This is a genomic window from Bifidobacterium sp. UBA6881 (assembly GCA_002451435.1).
In the GTDB taxonomy this organism is placed as follows: Bacteria; Actinomycetota; Actinomycetes; order Actinomycetales; family Bifidobacteriaceae; genus Bifidobacterium.
In genome coordinates, this window is record DKCF01000005.1 from 702 (window position 1) to 2857 (window position 2156).

Consider the following 2156-nt stretch of genomic DNA (forward strand, 5'->3'; position numbering starts at 1 on the left):
GGGGATTGCCATGCCTGCTGTTCGCCATCTGTTGCTACGTATTCGGCGCGATTTGGATACATGCGTTGTTGAAACGGGAGGGAGCGTCGGCGGCATGATGGGAATATTGATGTTGATCGCGGCGGTGTGCGCCGCCGAAGCGGCGTGGCTATGGCGGTGGGTTCCTGTCCGCGTGCCGCCCGAAGCGGATTCCGGTATGCAGGAGCTGACGCTGCCGTTGATTCTGGAAATGCTCAGCGTGGCCATACGGCAGGGATCGTCCATTCCGCATGCGTTGATCGCGGTGGGCGGCATCGTCTCCGGTGAATTCGGCGACGGTCTGCGTTCCGCGGGCGAACGGCTCAACGAAGGCGTCTCCTGGAACGACGCATGGCCTGATGACGGCGATCTCGCTGTGGTACGCGACGCCTTCGCGTCCTCGTGGACGAATGGAACGTCTCCGGTGAATCGTCTGGAAGTCGCCATCGAACAATTCGATTGGGATGAACGCGCACGGATCGAACAATCCGCGGCAAGGCTCTCGATTCGGTTGCTGTTGCCGACCGGCCTGTGCTTTTTGCCGGCATTCGTGGCAGTCGGCGTCATTCCCGCGGTCGCTTCGTTCGCGGGATGATAGGCGCGGGTGTGCGGGCGTTGGATGCGCGTGGAGCACGCATGAATGCCGTTGCATTGATGCGGTGATGCCGTTGAGCATGTGTCGTGGGCGCGATCCGATACGAGGTTTGGTGCACAGCCTAGTGCATGGCTTGGTACACAGCCTGGTATGCGGTGAAAGGTCGATTGCGCAAACGCGATTGGATGGATTCGCACGATTGCAGTTCGATGCCGCGCGTTGTGGATAACTGTGGATGACACGCCAGGGATGTGGATAACCATCGTCCTCCGACCACAACCTCGTTCATGGACGACTTCGCATTGAGGAATACGCGACACTGGTCGCACCGGTTGTCAGACCGGAACGATCATACGAAAGGAATGTCATGAGCAACGTAGCACAAGTCAATGTTGACGGCTCGCCGGGCATGCTGGGCCGGGCGGGATGGAAGCTGAACGCACTGCGTGAAAAGGCCAATACGACGATATGTCTGCTGGATGCGCGGATGCGCACGTTGACCGCCGAACCGGAAGAAGGCGCGGCGACGGCGGAGTACGCGGTGGTATTGGTGGCCGCAACGGCCTTCGCGGCGGTTCTGGTGGGCATCGTGAAATCGGATGCCGTCAAAACCCTGCTGACCAATATCGTCAAAAAGGCCCTCAGCGTGGGGTGAGCCATGGCGTGGCGATGGTGGAACCGCCACGCCGATGACGCCGACCAGGGAGTCGCCACTGCGGAGTTCGCGGTGGTGCTTCCCTGTGTCGCCGCGGTGGCGATCGCGGTGCTGTGTGTGGGAAGGGCGTCGATAACGTCGATGAACTGCCAGGACGCGGCGGCGGCCGGAGCGCGGGCGGTGACGATTGAAGCCGATGGCGGTGACGCCGCGGCTCGGACGGCGGCATTGGCCGTTGCCGGCGATGGAGCTTCGGTGACGCTCGACATGGAGGCCGATGCCGTCACCGTCACGGTGCGTTGCCCCGTGATACCGGATCCCGCCGGAGTGCTGCCCACGTGGGTCGTCGGCAAGGCGGTCCGATATTTCTGAGAATCCGTTGGTCCTCGAGATTCGCCATAGAAAGGAGCGATGTCGTGAAACATCATGTGAAACATGCTGTGGAAGATGGCGTGAAACGCGGTTCCGGCCGATACGCGTCATGCGTTTCCACCGCGCGGAACCGGAATGGTTGGCTGCGCGAATCGGATGAAGGCTCCGGAACGGTTTCCGGCGTCGCGCTGATTGCGGTGGCCGCTGCCATGCTTGGCGCGGTGGCGCTTGCAGGCAATCTGCTGCTTTGCCTGCACCATGCGCAGAACATCGCCGATATGTCGGCCACGGCCGCGGCGACCGCGCTCTACAAGGGATCCTCGGCACCCTGCGCGGTGGCGGAACGGACGGTAACGGGCAACGATGCGGCGCTCGCATCCTGCGAAGTCGATGGCGAAGACGTGCAGGTGGTCGTACGCGTGGGCACGCAAGTGCCGTTCATGCCGCATGTGTCCAAGCAGTCGCGGGCGGGGCCGATTGCATGCGGCTAGGACTGCCGCGGCCGATTGCGCATAC

At 62.4% G+C, this 2156-nt stretch carries 4 protein-coding genes; all 4 read left to right on the forward strand.

Annotation, left to right across the window (positions count from 1 at the left end; all coding sequences use genetic code 11):
* Positions 1-94 precede the first annotated feature (94 nt).
* Entirely contained in the window at positions 95-613 is a 519-nt protein-coding gene (locus B3C64_RS00215; RefSeq protein ID WP_291532918.1) for a type II secretion system F family protein, read from the forward strand.
* Positions 614-980: 367 nt separating this feature from the next.
* A complete protein-coding gene (locus B3C64_RS00220) occupies positions 981-1268 on the forward strand; it encodes a DUF4244 domain-containing protein (RefSeq protein ID WP_414632136.1) in 288 nt (95 codons plus the stop codon).
* A 3-nt stretch (positions 1269-1271) separates the two neighbouring features.
* Positions 1272-1640, forward strand: a complete 369-nt coding sequence (locus B3C64_RS00225) for a TadE family type IV pilus minor pilin (protein WP_291532920.1) — start codon at positions 1272-1274, stop codon at positions 1638-1640.
* A gap of 44 nt (positions 1641-1684) precedes the next feature.
* Entirely contained in the window at positions 1685-2131 is a 447-nt protein-coding gene (locus B3C64_RS00230) for an Rv3654c family TadE-like protein (RefSeq protein ID WP_349679934.1), read from the forward strand.
* Positions 2132-2156 lie beyond the last annotated feature (25 nt).

Excerpts from the sequence above, each read along its gene's own strand:
- B3C64_RS00215 (WP_291532918.1), top strand. The coding sequence starts at position 95 with ATGATGGGAATATTGATGTTGATCGCGGCGGTGTGCGCCGCCGAAGCG.
- B3C64_RS00220 (WP_414632136.1), top strand. The coding sequence starts at position 981 with ATGAGCAACGTAGCACAAGTCAATGTTGACGGCTCGCCGGGCATGCTG.
- B3C64_RS00225 (WP_291532920.1), top strand. The coding sequence starts at position 1,272 with ATGGCGTGGCGATGGTGGAACCGCCACGCCGATGACGCCGACCAGGGA.